Source organism: Streptomyces sp. NPDC006872 (assembly GCF_040635845.1).
Taxonomy (GTDB): domain Bacteria; phylum Actinomycetota; class Actinomycetes; order Streptomycetales; family Streptomycetaceae; genus Streptomyces.
Window position 1 is genome coordinate 87,664 of sequence record NZ_JBEYIL010000004.1, and the last position, 16,829, is coordinate 104,492.

Below are 16,829 nucleotides of genomic sequence, written 5' to 3' on the forward strand. Positions count from 1 at the left end.
GTCTGGTTCAGGCCATGGCCTCGGGCTCCAGCTCGCCCAGGTAGGCCGCCCGTACCGCCGGATCGCGCCGCACCTCCTCGGGGGTGCCGGCGCAGATCCGGCGCCCGAAGTCCAGGACCACGACGCGGTCGCAGACGCTCATCACCATGTCGACGTCGTGCTCCACGAGCAGCACCCCCATGCCCCAGTCCTCGGCGAGCCGCCGTACCAGGTGGGCCAGTTCCCGGGTCTCGTCGTCGGACAGCCCCGCGGCCGGTTCGTCCAGGAGCAGCACGGACGGCGACGCCGCCACCGCCCGGGCGATGGCCAGCAGCCGGCGCTCGCCGTACGACAGGTCGCCCACCGGCCGGTCCAGACTGTCCTGGAGCCCGAACTCCCGCACGGCGACGAGCACCTGGGCGGGCAGCGGACGGCTGCCGGGACGGATCAGGTCCGTGAGGTACGCCCACCGGCCGGGCCGGTCGCAGGCCGCGTACAGGTTGTCCAGCACCGTCATGTCCTCGAACAGCTCCAGCGACTGGAACGACCGGCTCAGCCCGGCCGCCGCCCGTCGGTGCACCGGTGCGCGGGTGACGTCGTGCTCGCCGAGGCGGACGCTTCCGGCGGCGGCCCGGGTGAAGCCGGTGACCGCGTCGATGGCGGAGGTCTTGCCGGCGCCGTTGGGGCCGATGAGACCCACCACCCGGCCGGGCTCGACGTCCAGCGAGAGCCCGTCGACGGCCACGACACCGCCGTAGCGCACGGTCAGGTCGCGCACCTGGAGAGGGAGGGGAGCGGCACGGCGGACCGTCGGCACCGGTGCGGTCCTCGCCGCCTCGGGGCGGACCGCGGCACGGCGTTTCGGGAGCACCCTGCGTTCCACGGCCGCCGCCTGTCTGCCGAGGTCCTTTCCGATGCCGTCCTGGTTGCCCACCAGTGTCAGCACGAGGACGACCCCGCCGATCAGCGGCATCCACTCGCTCAGCCCGGGCAGCACCAGGTCCCCGAACCGGGCGCCGACCGTGCCCGCGGCGAACGTGGCGCCGAACAGCGGGCCGACCAGGAAGCCGACGCCGCCGATGACGGCGAGCCCGAGCGCGGTGACGGAGTCGAAGCTCGCGAAGTCGGAGAGGACCACCGAGGTCGAGCGGAAGCCGGTGAGCACTCCGGCGAGCGCGGCGATGGCCGAGGACAGGCCGAAGGCGTAGAGCTTGGCGGCCCGGACGTCGATGCCGAGCGCGGCGGCGGCCCGCTCGTTCGCCCGTACGGCGATGAGCCGGCGGCCGGTGCGGCTGCGCCGCACGTTGGCGACCACCAGTGCGGCGGCGACGAACATCACCAGCACCACGGAGGCGTACCGCTGCGGATGGTCGAGCCCGGACACGCTGATCCCGAAGAGGGTCTGCCTGCCCACGGCGATGCCGTCGCTGCCCGGGGTCGTCGCGAGGTCCGTGTTCTGGAAGACCATCGCCTCCAGGGTGGTGCCGAGCCCCAGCGTGATGATCGCCAGGTTCACCCCGCGGGTGCGGACGGCCGGGAGCGCGAACAGCAGGCCGATCGGGATCGTGCCCAACACCCCTGCGAGGAGGGCGAGTTCGAAGGGCCAGCCCCAGTCGGCGGCGGCATGCCCGGCGATGAAGGCGCCGGTCCCGGCCAGCGCGTACGCCGCGAGGGAGACCTGTCCGGCGTACCCGGTGACCACGACGATCGACAGGATGATCAGCGACAGCACCAGGGTGTTGGTGATCGCGTCCGCCCACAGGGGCGTGGCCAGGCTCACCAGCAGCAGCGCGAGCGCGACCGCGAGGGCCAGCGGCACGGGGCGGACCCGTCCGGTGCCCAGGGCGGGCAGTCGGTCCAGGAACGTGCCGCGCAGCGGCAGCGCCTGTCCGCGCGCGACCAGGACGAGGGCGATGCACAGGAACGGCACCGACGAGGCGAGCCCGGTGACGCCCGAGCCGAAGCGGGTCAGCTCGGACTGCACGATCCCGATGACCAGGCCGCCGGCCAGGGTCACGGGGAACGACGAGAACCTGCCGACCAGGGCGGCGGCCAGGGCGCTCAGCAGCAGCGTGGTCAGGCCGGTCACCGACAGGCCGATGACCGGCACGATCAGGATGCCGGTCAGTCCCGCGAGCGCCGAGCCCAGCGCCCAGTTGCCGGTGGCGATGACGTCCGGGGACCAGCCGAGCGCGGCGGCGGCGCCCTCGTTCTCCGCGACGGCGGTGGTGCCCAGGCCGAACAGGGTGCGCTTGTAGAGGAGATGGAGGACGGCGGTCACGGCGACCGCGATGGCGAGCAGCCAGACCCGGTCCTCGGACACCGTCACCCCGCCGATCGTCAGCAGCCGGGTGGGCAGCTTGCCCGGCACCAGCTCCAGGCTGTCGCCGTAGCGTTTGACGGCGAGGGCGGTGAGCACGATGAACACCGCCAGGGTGGCGACCAGCCGGGCCGGCGAGGACGCCCGGCGCAGCGGGCGCAGCACGAGCAGATGGGTGAGCACGCCCAGCGTCGCGGAGGCGAGCACCCCGCAGGCGACGGCGGGCCAGTACGGCATGCCCTGCCCGGCGGAGAGCTCCCACTGCACATAGGCGCCGGTCATCCCGATCGCGCCGTGCGCGAGGTTCAGGACGCCGGAGCCCCGGTAGACCAGCACGATGCCGTGCGCGGTGAGCGCGTAGAGGGCGCCGAGCCCGAGGCCCAACAGCGCGAACCGCAGGATGTCGTCCATCGGGGAAACCTCCCAGGGGTGGGGCGAGACAGCACATTCATTTAAATAATTGTGCCGAGAGTACTTCACTAACCCAAAAACGCACCCCATGCTGTTCGCCATCTCCACGTCGAGCTCCTCGGAGGAACGATGAACGACTCACGCCGACGCAGAACCGCCACAGCGAGCGCTCTCGCGGTGACCGGCGCCCTACTCGCCGCCGGCTGCGGGGGAGAGGCGTCCGACAGCTCGGCGCAGACCTCCGCCCTGAAGGGCACGCCGGTCAAGGTGATGGTCTGGACACCGGAGAACACCCAGGGCAGCGCCCAGCCCGGAGTCCGGCTCACCGCCCTGGCGTACGAGAAGTGGATCAACGCCAACGGCGGCATCAAGGGCGGCCCGCTGAAGGTGATCACCTGCAACGACAAGAACGACCCCGACGAGGCCGAGAAGTGCGCCCAGCAGGCCGTCGCCGAGAAGGTGATCGCCGTCGTCGGCTCCTACAGCCTCGCCGGCGACCGCTACATGCCCATCCTGGAGAAGGCCGGCATCCCCTACATCGGCGGGACCGGCGTCTCGGCGGCGGAGTTCTCCAACCCGCTGTCGTTCCCGGTCAACGGCGGCACCCCGGTGGTGTTCGCGGCACACGGCATGCAGCTCGTGGAGGAAGGCTGCAAGAAGATCTCCGGCGTCCGCTACGACGTGGCCGCCGCCGCCATCGTCTCCCAGTTCCTCACCCTCGGCGTGACCTCCGCCGGAGGGGCGGCGCCCAAGGACCTCAAGGTGCCGATCACGGCCACCGATCTCGCCCCGCAGGTCGCCACCGCGACCAAGGACAGCGACTGCGTGAGCGTCATCCTGGGCACCCACTCCGACCTGTTCGTCAAGTCGTACGTGCAGTCCGGCGCGAAGACCAGGCTCGGCAGCGTCGTCGGCAACCTCACCCCCGAACTGGCCGAGAGCACCGGCGGCAGCGCCGGCCCGCTGGAGGGCGCCGCGATCACCGGCTACTACCCGCCGTCCTCGGACGCCGTGTGGAAGGACTTCGTCGAGGCCGCCAAGGGCCAGGACATCGACACCACCAACGGCGCCAACGGCACGACCTGGGTCGCCTTCAAGGTCTTCACCGAGGCCGTGAAGCAACTGCCCACGATCACCTCCAAGGCGCTGGTGGAGGAGCTGAACACCACGTCGGGCATCGACACCGGCGGACTGACCCCGCCGCTGACCTGGAAGGCCTCCACCGCCCTGCCGATCAAGGGCCTCGACCGGATCCACAACACGACCGCCACCGAACTCACCATCCGCGACGGGAAGATCGAGTGGGCCAAGGAGGGCTCGACGTTCGTCGACGTCCGCAAGGCGCTGACGGCGGCCTCGGCCGGCTGACGAAGGAGAACGTCCGTGGACGACACCGCGTCCCTGATCGAAGCCCGCGCCCTGTCCGCCGGGTACGGCGGCCGGCCCGTCGTACGCGACCTCGACCTACGGGTCCGCCCCGGCGAGGTCGTCGCCCTGCTCGGACCCAACGGCGCGGGCAAGACCACGACACTGCGGGCGCTGTCGGGCGAACTGGCCCCGCTGGACGGCGAGGTGCGCTGGCTGGGCGACACCGGCCGCGCCCCGCTGCACCGCCGGGCTCGCCAGGGCCTGGCGTACGTCGGCGAGCGAGCGGTCTTCACCCGCCTCGACACCGCGGACAACCTACGGGTCGGCCGGGTACCGGCGGAGCGGGCCCTGGAACTCTTCCCGGAACTGGAGAAACGGCTGCGGACCGGCGCGGGCATGCTGTCCGGCGGCGAGCAGCAGATGCTGTCGCTGGCACGCGCCTTGGGCCGGGCCCCCAAGCTGCTCCTCGCGGACGAACTGTCCCTCGGTCTCGCCCCGCTCGTGGTCGATCGCCTCCTGCGCGCCGTGCGCGAGGCGGCCGACCGCGGCCTCGGCGCCCTCCTCGTCGAACAGCACGTCCGCAAGGTGCTGGACATCGCCGACCGCGTCTACGTCCTGCACCGCGGCCGCGTCACCATGACCGGCACCCCGAAGGAACTGCGCGCAGACCTGGACGCGATCGAGTCGTCGTACCTCGCCGAAAAGAAAACGTACGCAACCGATTGAGGTGGACGCTGTACCGAGCGCACGTGTGCGAACGCCTGGGCGTGGCCCGGGAGTTCACCTCGGCCGACGGTCCTCGGGCGCCGGGGGAAAACTTGTCCCTCGGCAAGGCGGGCGGCATGCCGCCCGGCCTCTCCCACGACGGCTTCCACCCGCTGCAGCGGCTCATGCGCCGGGTGAACGACGAGTGAGCCCGAGGGCTATCCGTCGGCCAGTCTCCGGAGCACCGCGGAGGAGAGCGGTGTGGGCAGGGCGCGCAGCGTGCGGACCAACGCCGCCGTGGGCCAGGGGAAGTACGCCTGGGCCGGTTCCCTCTCCAGCGCCCGGACGACGTGCCGGGCCGCCCGCTCCTGGCTGATCTGGAAGGGCTTGGGCAGGCCGTCCCCGCTGATCCGGTCCGTGGCGACGAAGCCCGGGTGGATCGAGGTGAACCGGATTCCCCTGGGCGCCAGTTCGACGCGCGCGGAGTCGACGAGCGTGCGCGCCGCCGCCTTCGCGGCCGAGTACGGCCCCTGGCGGGGGAGGCCCATCAGCCCTGCCAGGGAGTTGGTGTGGGCGATCAGCCCGCCGCCGCGCTGGCTGCCCATCCGGGCGATCAGCGGGACGAGGTAGTTCACGACGACGTCGTAGTTCAGGGCCATGATCCGGGCCACGTCCGCCACGCTCACCTGGTCCATGGACATGTCCGGCCCCTGGCCGGCGTTGAGCAGCGCCACGTCGACGGAGCCGTACTCCGTGACGGCGGCTGCCACGACCTCGGCGGCCGCCTGCGGATCCAGGGCGTCGGCGGCGATGTCGAGGCAGTCGCTGCCCGCCGCGCGTACCTCCTTCGCCACGGCGGCCAGTTCGGGGGCGCGCCGTGCGGTGAGGACCAGCCGGTTGCCTCCGGGGGCCAGTCGGCGTGCCACTTCGGCGCCGATGCCCGAGGAGGCGCCGACGATCAGAACGGTCCGGTCGATGATGCGCGCCATGGTGTCCCTCGGCTCGGGGGGAGAGAGCGAGGACCACGGTACGCGGGGACGGCCCCCGGCCGCTGCCGGGAGCCGCCGGGACGACGCCGCTGCCGAGGTCAGCAGGTCGAGTCGGTCTGGGTGAGCAGGCCGAGGCGCCACGGCAGACTGTTGTAGTCGCCGCCGGCGTTCGGGTCCTTGCCCTGGTACAGGTACTGCAGTCGGCAGGAGGGGATGGGCAGCGTCTGGTCGTTGCCCGCCCGGAGCATTTCGCCGTGGCTGATGTCGCGCGTCCAACTGCCGGACGGGAAGGTGACATTGGTGGCCCGCGCGAAGGGATTGGCCTCGGTCGCGGCCAGCGGGGTCCAGGAGCCCGCGAGGCTGCCGGCGGTCCAGGAGCGGAAGTAGCGCCGACCGTCGGAGCCGATCGCCTCGACGAGCAGCAGATACTGGTTGCCGCCCTGCACCTTGTACACGTTGCTCGCCTCGAACAGGGCGTACCTGTTGGAGTCCTGGAGCGCGATGACGGTGTCGGTGAAGCCGTTCGGGAACTGGGCGAGGGTCGTCCGCGAGCGGTACAGGTGCCCGTTGTCGTCGGAGGAGAACAGATAGCAGTCGACGCTGTCGCAGATCACCCACATGTCGACCCAGTAGCCGTTGCCGATGTTCTGCCGGATGATGTCCGGCATCGACGCGTAGAAGTTGCGCGGCGCGCTCCACCCGTCGGGGTTGCCGATGTCGGGGTTGGTGGAGAACGAGGCGTTGCCGGTCTGGTACACGAGGTACCACAGGCCCTGCCGCGTGTTGTAGAACACCTGCGGCGCGGCCCGGTACCCGGCCCCGATGGCCGTGCGGTCCAGGTAGTGGTGCGTGGCGGAACCCGCCTGCGACCAGTCGCTGAAGCTCAGATAGACCAGGCCGTAGCCGGCCGAGCTCGCGACGCTGGCGAACACGTGGTACTTGCCGTTGTGGTGGACGACCGACGGGTCCTTGATCCCCGCGATGGTGTGGGTGGCGTCCGACTTCGGCGCGATCAGCTGACCGCCGGAGCTCCAGCCGAAGCTGCTCGGCAGTGCGGCGGCCCGTTTCGTGCCGCTCGACGCGACGGCCGTGCCGCCGAGCGTGGTGAGCACCGACTGGTAGGCAGGCTTCTTGTTGCCCGAGTTGTCGAAGAGCAGCGGGTTCTGACCGGTCCGCCAGGAGTCGATGTCCCGGATGCCCCACACGGTGATGCCGGTGCAGCGCGCCACGTTCATACAGGCCCGGACCGAGTTCGCGTACGCGGTCGTCGACGCCTGCGCGATGTCCAGCTCCGTGATCTGCACGTCGACGCCGAGCGCGGCGAAGTTCGCCAGCGTGGTCTGGAAGCTCGTCGGCGGGCCGCCCGCGCCGAAGTGGGCCTGGAAGCCGACGCAGTCGACGGGGACGCCCCGCGCCTTGAAGTCGCGGACCATGCGGTACACGCCCTGGGTCTTGGCGTCGCTCCAGTTCTCGATGTTGTAGTCGTTGTAACAGAGCTTGGCCGCGGGATCGGCGGCCCGCGCGGTGCGGAAGGCCTGCTCGATGAACCCGTCGCCGAGCAGGTTCTGGAACACCGAGGGCCGGTGCGCGCCGCTGCCGCCGTCGGCGAAGGCCTCGTTGACCACGTCCCAGGAGTGGACCTTGCCCTTGTAGTGGTTCATGACGGTGGTGATGTGGTTGTTCAGCACGCTGCGCAGGGTGTTCGCGTCCGTGAGGGAGCTGACCCAGCTGGGCAGTTGGGAGTGCCAGACCAGCGTGTGGCCGCGGACGCGCTGACCGCGCGCCGGGGCCCGGTTGGTGATCTGGTCGGCCGGGACGAAGTTGAACGCGCCGCGCGAGCGCTCGATGGTGTCCCACTTCATCTCGTTCTCGGGGGTGACCATGGTGAACTCACGGTCGAGGAGGGTCGAGTACGTCGAGTCGCCGAGCTTCCCGGCGGCCACGGCGGTCCCGAAGTACCGTCCGGACTGGGCGGCTTGGGCGCCGAGGGTACTGGCCCGGACCGCTGCCTCGGGAGCGGAGGCGGCGGTGGTGGCGGGTGTCGCGGTGGCGGTGCTGGTCGTCACCATGACGGCGGCGGCCAGCAGGCCTAAGGCCGAGAGCCGACGCCGGCTCGGCCCGGCTGCGTCCCCTTTGGGCAGGTTCATGTCACTCCTGGTTACGGTCGGATGCGGGTGGGCGAGGGTGTGGGAGCGCTCCCACTGGATGATAGGAGTCACCCGGGGAGCGTCAATACCTCTCGCGCCCGACGGTGGGAACGGCGCTGCCGCCGTGCGGAGACGGGAAGGTCCGCACGGCGGCAGTGTCCGGCCGGCCCACAGGACCGTACTGGGGCCGGCACGTCAGGGGGGTGGGGTGATCGATCAGGGGCGGCTGGTGAGGTAGCCGCCCATCGACGTGAAGTACTCCGCCGCGGTCAGTTCCTTGCCTTCCTCGGTCCGTACGCGCGTGATGGCCAGGCCCCGGTTGCGGCCGGTGCGGGCGTCGGCGCCGGCGACGATCACCACGCCCTCGCCCTCGCGGTAGAAGATCCGGCCCGGTGTGCCTCCGTAGTTGTTCTCGGAGACCACCGCGGCGAGGACGTCGAGCCGCTTGCCCTTGTGGAAGGTGAAGGCGCTCGGGTACGGCGCGGACTGGGCGCGGACCAGGCGTTCGAGGTCCTCGGCCGGCCAGTTCCAGTCGATGCGGCTGTCCTCGATGGACCGCTTGTGGAAGAAGCTCGCCCGGGACCGGTCCTGCTTGGTGAACTCGGTCTGCCCGGTGGCGATGAGGTCGAGCGCGCCGATGGTGACCGGGGCGATGAGGTCGCACGTCCTGTGGAAGAGGTCGGTGACGGTGTCCGTCGGTCCGACCTGCACGGCCTCCTGCCGGACGATGTCACCGGCGTCGAGCTCGTCGTTCATCATGTGCGCGGTGACGCCCACTTCGGGCTCGCCGTTGATCAGCGCCCAGATCAGCGGGGAGAAGCCGGCGTACTTCGGCAGCAGCGAGTCGTGCACGTTGAGCGTGCCGCGGCGCGGGAGGTCGAAGATGCGCGGGGGGATCCAGGTCCGCCAGTTGTTGGCCACGATGATGTCCGGGTCGGCCTCCTTGAGGCGCTCGAACAGCTCGTCGTCGTCGGGGCGGTTGCGGATCAGCACCGGCACGCCGTGCTCCTCGGCGAGGTCGGCGACGGAGTCGCTCCAGATCTTCTCGTACGCGTGATCGCTCTTGGGGTGCGTCACGACCAGTGCCACGTCGTGCTCGGAGTCCAGGAGGGCTTGCAGGGTGCGGTGCCCCCAGGTCTGGTAACCGAACATGACGACCCGCATGGGGTTCCTCCTCGAGGCAGGGACTGACCGGTGGCAAGTAAAGCAAGGCTTACCTTAGTTTTCAATGGGCATGCATGGCCTTGCAGTTGGGGGAGCGGTCTTCGATCCGCCCCCATCGACAGCTTCACAAGATTAGCTTAGGCTCACCTAAGTTAACGGTGTGCCGCTCCGTCGGCATGCCCACCCTGCGTACTTTCCCCACGCCTGACAGGCGTCTGCCCCGCACGATGGGAGAGACATGTCACAGGTTCAGCCTGGTGACGCATCACTGGTCCACGACCTCATTGGCATCGGCTTCGGACCGTCCAATGTGGCCATGGCGATCGCGATCAGCGAGCACAACGCACGCGCCGACGAGCACGAGGCGGTCACCGCCCACTTCTTCGAGCAGCAGCCGCGCTTCGGCTGGCACCGAGGCATGCTGATCGACGACGCGACCATGCAAGTGTCCTTTCTCAAGGACCTGGTGACGCTCCGGAACCCGGCCAGTGAGTTCAGCTTCCTCTGCTATCTGCAGAGCAAGGGACGCCTGATCGACTTCATCAACCACAAGAGCCTCTTCCCGCTGCGTGTGGAGTTCCACGACTACTTCGAGTGGGCCGCCGCCAAGGTCGAGGACCTGGTCTCCTACGGCCACGAGGTCGTCGGCGTCGCGCCCGTCGTGCGCGACGGAACCGTGGACCACCTGGAAGTGACGGTCCGGTCGGGGGAGGGGCTCGCGGTCCACCGCGCCCGCAACCTCGTCATCGGCACCGGGCTGCGTCCGCTCATGCCGGAGGGCGTGGAGCGCGGCGAGCGCGTCTGGCACAACTCCGAACTGCTCGCGAAGGTCGACGGCTTGGAGGGCACCGCACCCTCGCGGTTCATCGTCGTGGGAGCCGGGCAGAGCGCCGCCGAGAACGTCGCCTACCTGCACCGGCGCTTCCCCGAGGCCGAGATCTGCGCGGTCTTCTCCCGCTACGGCTACAGCCCCGCCGACGACAGCAGCTTCGCCAACCGGATCTTCGACCCGGAGGCCGTCGACGAGTACTTCGCCGCGCCCGCCGACGTCAAACGCCGGCTGATGGACTACCACGGCAACACCAACTACTCCGTGGTGGACATCGATCTGATCGACGACCTGTACCGGCAGATGTACCGGGAGAAAGTGCTCGGCACCGAGCGGCTGAGGTTCATCAACATCTCCCGGCTCACCGGCGTCGAGGAGACCCCGGACAAGGCCCTTGCCACGGTGAAGTCCCTGGTCACCGGGGAGGAGGCCACGTTGGCCGCCGACGTGGTGGTGTTCGCCACGGGCTACAGCCAGGCCGACCCCGTCGGTCTCCTCGGCGAGGTCGCGGACCGCTGCCTGCGCGACGAAGCGGGCAACGTGCGGGTCGAGCGCGACTACCGCATCACCACCGACCCCGATCTGCACTGCGGCATCTACCTGCAGGGCGGCACGGAGCACACACACGGCATCACCTCGTCCCTGCTGTCCAACACGGCGATCAGGGTCGGCGAGATTCTGGACTCGCTCCTCGACCGGGGCCTCAAGTCCGCCTTCGACGAGGCCCGTTCGGTCGCCGACGGAAGCGCCCGCTAGGACAGGTCCTGGGACATGTCCTGGCCCCCCGGGGCACCGAGCGGCTCCGGTTTCTCGAGGTGCCCCGGGCCATGTCTCCCCGGTTGATCAATAGGGATAACGTACGTGGACATGGGCATGACTGCAGTGGAGCGCCTCGCTCCGAGGGGCTCGACACAGGCCCGTAGCCGACGGGTTGTCGGACTGGGCGCGCTGGTGGCGGTCCTGGCGATCGTCGGAGTGGCGTCGTTGGCCGTCGGCGCGCGGGCGTTGACCCCCGGCGAGGTGTGGCACGGGCTGTTCGCGGCGCCCGAGTCCGACCAGCGGCTCACCGAGATCAGACTCATCGTGCAGACCGTGCGCGTGCCCCGCACGGTGCTCGCCATCGTGGCCGGCATCGCCCTCGGCGTCGGCGGCGCGCTGATCCAGGGGTACACCCGCAACCCGATCGCCGACACGGGCCTGCTCGGGGTGAACGCCGGCGCGTCCTTCGCGGTGGTGTCGGCGATCGCCCTGTTCGGGTTCACCAACCCGTTCCAGTACGCCTGGTTCGGCTTTCTGGGGGCGGCGGTCGCCGGTGTCGTCGTGTTCGGTCTCGCGAGCATCGGACGCGGGGCCGGCAACCCCCTGACGCTGGCCCTGGCCGGTCAGGGCATCACCGTGTTCCTCGCGGCGATGACCACGGCGATCGCGCTCTCGGACCAGGCGGCGCTGAACGCGCTGCGGTTCTGGAACGCGGGCTCGGTGGCCGGCGTCGGGTTCGACGTCATCTGGCCGGTGACCGCGTTCATCGTGGTCGGGCTGGTGCTGGCCCTGAGCATGCTGCCCTCCCTCAACCTGCTCAACCTCGGTGACGACGTCGCGCGCGGACTGGGCGTCAACATCGCCATGAGCCGGACCGTCGGCATCGTGGCCATCACCCTGCTGGCGGGCGCGGCGACGGCCGCCTGCGGACCCATCTCCTTCCTCGGGCTGATGGTGGCCCACGTGGCCCGCTCTCTCACCGGGCCGGACTATCGCTGGCTGGTCCCCTACGCGGGTCTGCTCGGCGCCATCGTCCTGCTGGTCTGCGACATCGTGGGCCGCCTGGTGGTACGGCCGGGCGAACTGGACGCGGGTGTCGTCGTCGCCCTCCTCGGCGCCCCGTTCTTCGCGGCTCTGGTGTGGCTCGGAAAGTTCAAGAACGCATGACCGGGATGAACGGGACAGACGTGAAGCCGTCGGTGGCGCCGGGCGTACGGCTCGGCCAGGTGTCGTTCGTATGGCGGCCCTGGATGGTGCTCGTCACGCTGCTGCTGGCAGCGGCGACCTTCCTGGTGTTCTGCGTGTCCATCGGCGTGGGGGACTTCCCCATCGGCCTGCCCCAGGTGATCGCCACGATCTTCGGCCGGGGCGAGCCGGTCGACGAGTTCGTCATCATGGACCTGCGGATGCCGCGCGCCCTGGCCGGGCTCGTCGTGGGCATCGCGCTCGGGGTGTCCGGGGCGCTCACCCAGTCCATCGCGCGCAATCCGCTGGCCAGTCCGGACATCCTGGGGATCACCGGGGGCGCTGGCGCGGTCGCGGTGTTCCTGGTGACGGTGTCGGGCGGGACCACCGCGGCGGTCGTCAACGCGGTCGGCCTGTCCGCGGCGGCACTCCTGGGCGGTCTCGGCACGGGGCTGCTGGTGTACTTCCTGGCCTGGCGGCGCGGGATCGACGGCTTCCGGCTCATCCTCATCGGCATCTCGGTGAGCGCGGTGATGGAGGCGATCATCACCTGGCTGCTGGCCACCGCGGACATCCGCGATGTGGCCCGGGCCCAGGCGTGGCTGGTCGGCTCGCTGGACAACCGGTCGTGGGACGAGGTCCGGGTGGCGCTGTGGTGCTCGCTCGCCCTGCTGGTCGTCGTGTCGTGCGTCGCGTTCCAGTTCAAGCCGATGCACTTCGGCGACGAGGTCGCCGCGGGCCTGGGCGTGCGGTACTCGGCGGTGCGCGCGGTCCTGCTGCTGTGCGCGGTGCTGCTGGCCAGTGTGGCGGTGAGCGCGGCGGGCCCGGTCCCGTTCGTGGCGTTGGTGGCGCCGCAGGTGGCGATGCGTCTGACGCGGTTCCCGACACCGCCGTTGGCGGCCTCCGGGCTGGTCGGGGCGCTGCTGCTGATCGGCTCGGACCTCGTCGCGCGCACGGCCCTGCCGATCTCCCTGCCGGTCGGCGTGGTCACCGCCGCGATCGGCGGCCCCTTCCTCGTCCACCTGTTGGTGCGGGCGAATCTCAAGTAGCTGGTACAAAGGTTAGGCACACCTAAATCAGGGGGGCTTGTGGGCGCTCAGCACATCACCGAGTCCGAGGCCGACACCCGGGCCGGGTCCGGTACCGGGACAGGATCCGGGTCCGCGGTCCAGGACGGCTCGCGACTGGCGGCCAGGGGCGTCACGGTCGGATACGGCGCCCGGACCGTCATCGACGCACTCGACGTGGCGATCCCGCCCGGGGTGATCACCACGATCATCGGCCCCAACGGCTGTGGCAAGTCGACCCTGTTGCGGACCCTGACGCGGCTGCTCAAGCCGACCAGGGGCACGGTCGTGCTGGACGGCGAGGACATCGTCCGGCTCAAGACCCGGGACGTGGCGAAGAAACTCGGTCTGCTGCCGCAGGCGCCGGTCGCGCCGGAGGGGCTGACGGTGGCCGACCTGGTCGCCAGGGGCCGTCATCCGCACCAGAGTTGGCTGCGGCAGTGGTCGTCGGACGACGCGGCCGTCGTGGAGCGCGCGCTGGCCATGACCGGGGTCTCCGATCTGGCGGACCGTCCGGTCGACGCGCTCTCCGGCGGACAGCGGCAGCGCGTCTGGATCTCGATGACCCTGGCCCAGGGCACCGATCTGCTGCTGCTCGACGAGCCGACCACCTACCTGGACCTGGCGCACGCGATCGATGTGCTCGACCTGGTGGACGATCTGCACGAGTCGGGATGCACCGTGGTCATGGTGCTGCACGATCTGAATCTGGCCACCCGTTACAGCGACAACCTCATTGTGATGAGGGCGGGTTCGATCCTCGCGCAGGGGCACCCGCGTGACGTGATCACCGCCGAACTGCTGCACGAGGCGTTCGGGCTGCGCGCCGAGGTGATCGAGGACCCGGTGGGCGGTCGCCCTCTCATCGTGCCGATCGGCCGCACCCATGTCCGGGAGAACTCCCCAGGTAAAAAGCAGTAGTTAGGCTAGGCTAACCTCACTTTTGTGGATAAGGTTTGCCTGCCCTTAGAACAAGGTGCAGCGGACAGTGCGAGAGCAAAGGGAATGCGGATGCTCCTCCAACGAACGACGCTCATGAAGCCCTGGCGGCGATTCGCGGCGGTGTTGTCGGCCGCGACGCTGGGCGTGGGGCTCCTGGCCGGATGTGGCTCGGATTCGGCGGACAAGGACTCGTCGAGTGACACCACCTCGGCTGCCGCTGCGGCCGGCGCGTTCCCGGTCACCGTGGAGCACGCATTCGGCACCACGACGGTGAAGAAGGCGCCCGAACGGGTCGTCACCGTCGGCTACACCGACGACCAGTCCGTCCTGGCGTTCGGCATCAAGCCGGTCGGCATGGTCGACCAGTACCCGAACCCGACGGGTCAGAGCCCCGACATCAACACGCAGTGGCCCTGGGTGAAGGACAAGTGGGGTGACACCAAGCCCGAGGTCATCATGAACAACGGCGACTCCGGCCCCAACTACGAGAAGATCGCCGCGCTTCGGCCGGACCTGATCATCGCGGTCTACTCCGAGGTCGACCAGGCCGCCTACGACAAGCTCTCCAAGATCGCTCCGACGGTCGGCCGCACCAAGGCCGAGAAGGAGCCGTTCAGCGCGCCGTGGCAGGACAACGCGCTCCAGATCGCGACGGCGGTCGGCAAGGCCGCCGAGGGCAAGAAGATGATCGCGGACATCCAGGCCCAGCTCGACGCGGCCAAGGCCGCGCACCCCGAGTTCGCGAACCAGACCGCCGTCGCGCTGTCCTGGTACAAGGACGCGGTGAACCCGTTCACCTCCACCGACGTGCGCGGACAGCTGCTGACGGGCCTCGGCTTCAAGTACCAGACCGAGATCGACAAGATCGCGGACGGCGGCTTCTCCGTGGCGCTCTCCCCCGAGCGCATGGACCTGGTCGACGTCGACCGCGTCTTCGTCATCAACGACAAGGCGGACACGGAGGCCATGAAGAAGGACAAGCTGTTCGCCAACCTCGGCGCGGTGAAGAACGGCAAGGTCTCGTACCTGCTGGACAGCGAGGGCCCGGCGATCGGCGCGGCCATCTCCCAGGGCACCCTGCTGTCCATGCCCTACGCGATCGACGAGCTCGTCAAGTCGGCGGCAGAGTAGGTGTGAGCACCACCGACACACGCGTCGCCCCGGCAACCCTGCGCACGGCGACCGGACGCGAGGCCACCCGATGGGTCGTGGCGCACTGCCGCGAAGTGCCGGGGCTGACGGCGGCCACCGTGATCACCACGGTGGTCGGCGCGGCGCTCCAGGTGCTCCCGGTGCTGCTGCTCGGCGAGGTGGTCGACGGAGTGGTCGGCGGCGAACCGCGCTCGAGCCTGGTCACGATCGGGGCGTTGATGGTGGCCGCCGCGCTGCTCGGCGCGGCGGCCACCGCGGTGTCCACCTATCTGATCGGGCGGCTGGGCGCGGATCTGCTGGCCCGGCTGCGCGAAGGCGCCGTCCGGGCCGTGCTGGGGATGCCGAGCGCACGCATCGAACAGGTCGGCCGGGGCGACGTGCTCTCCCGGGTCGGCGACGATGTGGCCGTCATCTCCAAGGGCATCCGCACGGCCATCCCCACGGTGTTCTCCGCCGGGGTCCTGGTCGCCATCGCCACGGCCGGCATGTTCGGCCTGGACTGGCGACTGGGCCTGGCGGGCGCCGGCGCACTGCCCGCCTACGCGCTCGCCCTGCGCTGGTATCTCCCCAGGTCCGCCCCGCTCTATCGTAGGCAGCGGGTGGCTCAGGCCGATCGTGCGCAGGCGCTGATCAGCGGTCTCAACGGGATCGACACGGTCCGGGCGTACCGCCTGGAGGACGCCTTCCGCGAGAAGGTCACCGTCGAGTCGAAGCGGGTGCGCGATCTCGGCATCGACGTGTTCCGGTTCTTCGGCCGGTTCGTCGGCCGGGAGAACCGCGCCGAGTTCATCGGGCTGGTCCTGATCCTCGTGGTCGGATACGCCCTGCTGGAGGCCGATGCCGCGACCCTGGGCGAGGTGTCGGCGGCCCCGCTGCTGTTCCACCGGCTGTTCACCCCGCTGGGCGCCATCATGTTCACCTTCGACGAGGCGCAGAAGTCGGGTGCGAGCCTGACCCGCCTGGTCGGAGTGCTGGGGGAGGACTCGGAGGACCGGCTGGTGGGCGACGCGACCGTCGCCTCGGCGGACTCCGGCCCCCACCCGGTGACCGTGCGGGGGCTGACGTTCCGTTACCCCGACGCCGACGAGCCGGTCCTGCGGGACGTCGACCTGACGATCCCGGCCGGCGGCTCGCTCGCGCTGGTGGGGGCGACGGGCGCGGGCAAGACGACGCTGGCCGCGCTGATCGCGGGCATAGGGACCCCGGACGCCGGTTCGGTGCGGGTCGGGTCGACCGATCTCGCCGGTCTGGACGAGGCCGGGGCGCGGGCCCTGGTGAGCATCCTGACGCAGGAGACGCATGTCTTCTCCGGTCCGCTCGCCGACGATCTGCGGCTGGCCGCGCCGAAGGCGACCGACGCCGAGCTGACCGACGCGCTGCGCACGGTCGGCGCCGACGGGTGGGTCGAGGCGCTGCCCGACGGCCTGAACACCATGGTCGGCGAGGGCGGCGAGCGCCTGGACGTCACCAAGGTCGCCCAGATCGCCCTGGCCCGGCTGGTGCTGGCCGGGTCTCCCGTGGTGGTGCTCGACGAGTCGACCGCGGAGGCGGGCAGCGAGGGCGCCGCCGAGTTGGAGCGGGCGGTGCTGGCCGCGTGCGCGGGCCGGACCACGTTGTTCGTGGCGCACCGGCTGACCCAGGCGATGGCGGCGGACCGGATCGCCGTGCTGGACGCGGGGCGCGTCGTGGAGCAGGGAACGCACGAGGAGTTGGTCGCTCTGGGCGGCCGGTACGCGCGACTGTGGCGAGCGTGGCGAGAGGGTAGCTAGAGGCCTAGTTAGGTAACCCTAATTTAGGTTAGGCTAACTTTCA

13 protein-coding genes are annotated in these 16,829 nt (G+C 70.3%); 9 read left to right on the forward strand and 4 right to left on the reverse strand.

The genetic code is table 11. The features are described from left to right. Window positions 1-7: 7 nt before the first annotated feature. Window positions 8-2,710 (reverse strand): branched-chain amino acid ABC transporter permease/ATP-binding protein, encoded by a 2,703-nt coding sequence (locus tag ABZ725_RS13600; RefSeq protein WP_358802848.1) that lies wholly within the window; start codon window positions 2,708-2,710, stop codon window positions 8-10. A 129-nt stretch (window positions 2,711-2,839) separates the two neighbouring features. On the opposite strand from ABZ725_RS13600, the gene ABZ725_RS13605 reads away from it, so the two are divergent. Genes ABZ725_RS13605 through ABZ725_RS13615 form a run of 3 tightly spaced genes read left to right on the forward strand, consistent with a single transcriptional unit; the run spans window position 2,840 to window position 4,992 of the window. Beyond that, window positions 2,840-4,078, forward strand: a complete 1,239-nt coding sequence (locus tag ABZ725_RS13605; protein ID WP_358802849.1) for an ABC transporter substrate-binding protein — start codon at window positions 2,840-2,842, stop codon at window positions 4,076-4,078. Window positions 4,079-4,093: 15 nt separating this feature from the next. Continuing rightward, window positions 4,094-4,804: an ABC transporter ATP-binding protein gene (locus ABZ725_RS13610; protein ID WP_358802850.1), complete on the forward strand. Its 711-nt coding sequence runs from the start codon at window positions 4,094-4,096 to the stop codon at window positions 4,802-4,804. Window positions 4,805-4,827: 23 nt separating this feature from the next. After that, window positions 4,828-4,992 carry a hypothetical protein gene (locus tag ABZ725_RS13615; RefSeq protein WP_358802851.1) on the forward strand — a complete coding sequence of 55 codons (165 nt, stop codon included), beginning with the start codon at window positions 4,828-4,830 and terminating at the stop codon, window positions 4,990-4,992. 9 nt (window positions 4,993-5,001) lie between these two features. Here the strand turns inward: ABZ725_RS13615 and ABZ725_RS13620 are convergent, their stop codons facing one another. The 3 genes from ABZ725_RS13620 to ABZ725_RS13630 all read right to left on the reverse strand — a co-directional run bounded on the left by ABZ725_RS13620 (window position 5,002) and on the right by ABZ725_RS13630 (window position 9,083). Continuing rightward, window positions 5,002-5,772 carry an SDR family NAD(P)-dependent oxidoreductase gene (locus tag ABZ725_RS13620; RefSeq protein ID WP_358802852.1) on the reverse strand — a complete coding sequence of 257 codons (771 nt, stop codon included), beginning with the start codon at window positions 5,770-5,772 and terminating at the stop codon, window positions 5,002-5,004. A gap of 98 nt (window positions 5,773-5,870) precedes the next feature. Then, window positions 5,871-7,919, reverse strand: coding sequence for a non-reducing end alpha-L-arabinofuranosidase family hydrolase (locus ABZ725_RS13625; protein ID WP_358802853.1), 2,049 nt, complete (start codon window positions 7,917-7,919; stop codon window positions 5,871-5,873). Between the two features lie 216 nt (window positions 7,920-8,135). Further along, window positions 8,136-9,083, reverse strand: a complete 948-nt coding sequence (locus ABZ725_RS13630) for a methionyl-tRNA formyltransferase (protein WP_358802854.1) — start codon at window positions 9,081-9,083, stop codon at window positions 8,136-8,138. 238 nt (window positions 9,084-9,321) lie between these two features. Between ABZ725_RS13630 and ABZ725_RS13635 the strand changes: the two genes are divergently transcribed. The 6 genes from ABZ725_RS13635 (at window position 9,322) to ABZ725_RS13660 (ending at window position 16,786) form a co-directional block, all read left to right on the forward strand. Further along, the gene (locus ABZ725_RS13635) at window positions 9,322-10,668 is read left to right on the forward strand and encodes a lysine N(6)-hydroxylase/L-ornithine N(5)-oxygenase family protein (protein WP_358802855.1); all 1,347 of its coding nucleotides are present in this window, start codon (window positions 9,322-9,324) and stop codon (window positions 10,666-10,668) included. 111 nt (window positions 10,669-10,779) lie between these two features. After that, on the forward strand, window positions 10,780-11,838 hold the full coding sequence (locus tag ABZ725_RS13640) for an iron ABC transporter permease (RefSeq protein ID WP_358802856.1): 1,059 nt from the start codon (window positions 10,780-10,782) through the stop codon (window positions 11,836-11,838). A gap of 5 nt (window positions 11,839-11,843) precedes the next feature. Beyond that, the gene (locus tag ABZ725_RS13645; RefSeq protein ID WP_358802857.1) at window positions 11,844-12,905 is read left to right on the forward strand and encodes an iron chelate uptake ABC transporter family permease subunit; all 1,062 of its coding nucleotides are present in this window, start codon (window positions 11,844-11,846) and stop codon (window positions 12,903-12,905) included. Window positions 12,906-13,040: 135 nt separating this feature from the next. Then, window positions 13,041-13,844, forward strand: coding sequence for an ABC transporter ATP-binding protein (locus ABZ725_RS13650; protein ID WP_358803251.1), 804 nt, complete (start codon window positions 13,041-13,043; stop codon window positions 13,842-13,844). 90 nt (window positions 13,845-13,934) lie between these two features. Continuing rightward, a complete protein-coding gene (locus tag ABZ725_RS13655) occupies window positions 13,935-14,996 on the forward strand; it encodes an iron-siderophore ABC transporter substrate-binding protein (protein WP_358802858.1) in 1,062 nt (353 codons plus the stop codon). Between the two features lie 2 nt (window positions 14,997-14,998). Continuing rightward, window positions 14,999-16,786, forward strand: a complete 1,788-nt coding sequence (locus tag ABZ725_RS13660; protein ID WP_358802859.1) for an ABC transporter ATP-binding protein — start codon at window positions 14,999-15,001, stop codon at window positions 16,784-16,786. Window positions 16,787-16,829: the final 43 nt, after the last annotated feature.